Origin of the sequence: Algoriphagus sp., from assembly GCF_024642405.1 — a bacterium.
GTDB lineage: Bacteria > Bacteroidota > Bacteroidia > Cytophagales > Cyclobacteriaceae > Algoriphagus.
In genome coordinates this window covers 1-3,650 of the sequence record NZ_JAHEBC010000368.1, presented here as the reverse complement: position 1 = coordinate 3,650, position 3,650 = coordinate 1, and the positions used below count along the sequence as shown (strand labels likewise).

At 35.8% G+C, this 3,650-nt stretch carries 3 protein-coding genes; 2 read left to right on the top strand and 1 reads right to left on the bottom strand.

The window, feature by feature from the left end; genetic code table 11:
- Positions 1-1,156, top strand: a 1,156-nt coding sequence (locus tag Q0L68_RS17885) for a glycoside hydrolase family 30 beta sandwich domain-containing protein (RefSeq protein WP_296705625.1), incomplete at its 5' end; no start/stop codon positions are given.
- 28 nt (positions 1,157-1,184) lie between these two features.
- Here the strand turns inward: Q0L68_RS17885 and Q0L68_RS17880 are convergent.
- Positions 1,185-2,432, bottom strand: a complete 1,248-nt coding sequence (locus Q0L68_RS17880; RefSeq protein ID WP_296705624.1) for a M14 family metallopeptidase — start codon at positions 2,430-2,432, stop codon at positions 1,185-1,187.
- 231 nt (positions 2,433-2,663) lie between these two features.
- Between Q0L68_RS17880 and Q0L68_RS17875 the strand changes: the two genes are divergently transcribed.
- Positions 2,664-3,650: prolipoprotein diacylglyceryl transferase family protein (locus tag Q0L68_RS17875; protein WP_296705623.1), on the top strand; the 987-nt coding region annotated here is incomplete at its 3' end.

The window sequence follows — 3,650 nt, the reverse complement described above, 5'->3', positions numbered from 1 at the left end:
ACACTTATTGGGTATGGCAGAATCAGCCCGAAAGGCTTTATTGGAGGAACTCTTTGGGCAAGGGATTAATCAAATTGGAATCTCCTATTTGCGACTATCTGTAGCTGCTTCAGATTTAAATGAATTTCCATTTTCATACGATGATTTGGAGGATTCTCTTGCAACAGATCTAGAATTGAAAAATTTTGATTTGGGTCCAGACCGAAAAGATGTGATCCCAATACTCAAAGAAATACTTTCAGTCAATCCAGAAATTAAATTAATGGCATCGCCCTGGTCTCCACCTTCTTGGATGAAAGACAATAAGGATACTCGCGGAGGATCACTTTTAGAGGAATATGAAGAAGTCTATGCGCAATATTTGGTAAAATACATTCAGGAAATGAAAGCAGAAGGGATAGAAATAGATGCCTTGACGATCCAAAATGAACCACTTCATCCCGGAAACAACCCTTCCCTATTAATGCTTCCTGAGCAGCAGGCACGATTTATCGGATTACATCTTGGTCCAGCTTTTCAAAAAGCGGGACTAGAAACAAAGATCCTTATTTATGATCATAATGCCGATAGACCTGATTATCCCATTACTGTTTTAAGTGATTCGGTAGCAAATCCTTATATCGATGGCTCAGCTTTTCATTTATATGGAGGTCAAATTGAGGCGCTTTCTGAAGTACATCAGGCATTTCCCGATAAACACATCTATTTTACCGAACAGTGGATTGGCGCACCTGGAAACCTTGCGGGAGACTTACCTTGGCATATCGAAAATCTAATCATCGGTGCTTCCAGAAACTGGGCAAAAACAGTCCTGGAATGGAATTTAACTTCCAATCCAACTTTAACCCCTTACACAGATCGAGGGGGATGTAATCGATGTTTAGGCGCTGTAACGATTGATGGAGATTCTGTTACAAAAAATCCCGCATATTACATTGTGGCGCATGCAAGCAAATTTGTTTTACCCGGTTCAAAAAGAATTGAATCCACTATTCCTGACGCATTGCCAAATGTTTCTTTTTTAAGGCCTGATGGGAAAGTAGTTTTAATTGTTTTGAATACTAAGGAGGAAAAACAGAAATTTCAGTTTTCAATTGGTGAAATCAACTACCAATCAGAGCTCAATAAAGGCGCAGTTGGAACTTATATTTGGTAATATTTTGACCTCATTTTTACCAAAAAGCTTATTTTCTATTCAAAATCTTCATCAACTCTTCCGCTAAATATTCTCCTTTCATATGAATCACTTCTCTTGGGGTGTTATCTCCTACTTCAAATGTCATAGATTCAGCACGATGGACAAAAAAGAAATATGAATTAGAAGTAACACTTCTTTCCTTGCCTTCATTAGGCCTAATATTTGGAATATAATCGGGAATTCTTTTGGATGATTTTTTAATCACTTTTGGTATGAGCCCTGGAAAGTTCCCTTCCAGTTCTTCATTATTTGTATAAAAAATATCCTCCCAAGTAGAATGAAAATCAGCTGCAAAAATGAATTCACCTTTTGATTCCTCTACCTTCTTTTCCATAAATTCGGACAAAGCTTTAGTCTCCGATTGATTAAAATTGATCCAATCACGGTTCAAATCTATCCCGCCAAGATTATGTCTCCAATGACCATTTGCAACTCCATCCGGATTCATCTGAGGCATCACATAAAGATTATACTTGCTTCTAAACTTTCTCGCAGCCGGACTGTCTTCGCAAATTTTCTCTATAAAAGCCTGCATAGCTAAAAATCCTGTCAATTCTGGAGGATGCTGCATAGAAATCACCATCAACATATCTCGATCATCTGCATTTCCGATTTTCAAAATCTCCAGTGGTCTCCCTTCTTTACTTTTTCCTATGGAAATCAATTCAACAAAATCATTTTCCAGGATCTTATTTTTCCAAACTTTAACATGATCAGTCCCAACCTTGTCTTGAGCGGCTACCCAAAGCGTATCTTTTGAACTTTCAATCTTCAAAAAGGCCATTTCAGGTCTACGGTCATCAGATTCTGGTTGGAAAAAATCAATAGAATCTACGTTAGTGAAATTTATCCCATCTAAACTTGATTTAGGAAAATACCGATGAAAGCCAATTCCTCCATAGCTAAACTGAATCCAAAAATCTTGTGGTATTTCTGACCAAATTTTGAAAGCATACCAAGGACTAGGATTGATAGGTTCATTTTCCGGCAAAATAGTGATCTGAATTAAGGTATCATTTATTCGTTCTACTTGATTTAACCTAGCCCCATTAAATTCATTAGAAAAGAAAACACCGTTCCCCGCAACAAAAACTTGCTTTGCCTGAATCTGGATGGGCTTATCAACGGTCTCTATTATCTGAATCGGTCCCTGACCTTCCCATTGAGAGGTGGATTTGCAGGAAAACAAGGTCCCCAAAGCCAAGATTATAAAAGTAGGTTTTATGAATTTCATAGGTTCAAATTAAAAAATAAGCGCTAGAGTACTAGTAAATATATTATTAACAATCATTAAAGGGTTCCCATCAAAAAGACAAAACTCTTCCTTAGACCTGATCATTGGTTTGTAGTTCATTATTATTTTTTACCAAAATTAAATATCTTTTTTGCATTTTATAACATATTTAATTTTGATATTATACCTAATAACAATTAATAGTCATGTAAATTTATTAAAAACAAAATCATGGGTAGCTGGAAGGATTTTTACAATGTACTGAATACCTCAACCCTGGGTGGAGAATACTTTTCCTCCTTTTTTAATATCTTTTATATAATTGCCTTCCTAGCAGTTACCATAATTATGATTTATGAGGGAATTAAAAGGAAAATCCCTCTCATTAGTTGGTTGGTAGTTTTGACATTTTCTCGACTATTTTTCATTATAGGAACAAAAGTCAATTCATACGATTCATCCGACTGGATATTTTTCTTCCAAAACTTCACGCTACCAGATGCTGAAGGCAAAGTACTACTTGGTGGTGTAGTTTTAGGTTTAATTACTTTTTTACTGGGGATAAAAATCTTTAAAATTCCTTTTTCAAACATAGACTCTTTTGCATTCGCATTCCCTGTGGGTTTAGCACTGCAAAGATTCGGTTGCTTACTTTTAGGATGCTGTTATGGTATTCCCACTTCTTTACCTTGGGGAGTAAAATATGGTTTCGATAGTCCTGCTCATGCGCATTATTTTAACTTGGAGGTATTAGATGGGATTTCTTCTCCTACTCCAAGTTTGCATCCTTTTCAGCTTTATGAGATCTTAAATGGGGTTTTAGTAATACTTATTCTCCTATATCTCAGGAAGAAATTAAAATCATCTGGAGGATTATTTTTGGCATCCTTAAGTAGTTGGGCATTTATTAGATTTTTCACTGAATTTTTTAGGGATCCAAACGCCCACGCTATGGGAGGAACGATAATTTTTGGACTTAAATCTATGCAGTGGATCTTGTTAGTTATTGTAATAATAACAACACTTATTGTTCTATATAGAGAAAGAAGGGTTGTCGATTCAAGAATCCTTGAAAACATCCAAATCCCAAGTTTTTTAACCGTCTCCATATTTTTAGGAACTACAGTATTATTGACTTGGTCTTTAAGATACTGGATGAATTTTGCTGAAATGCTAGCGATGAACTTGATGCTTTTTCCAGCTATTTTAATTTCTGTT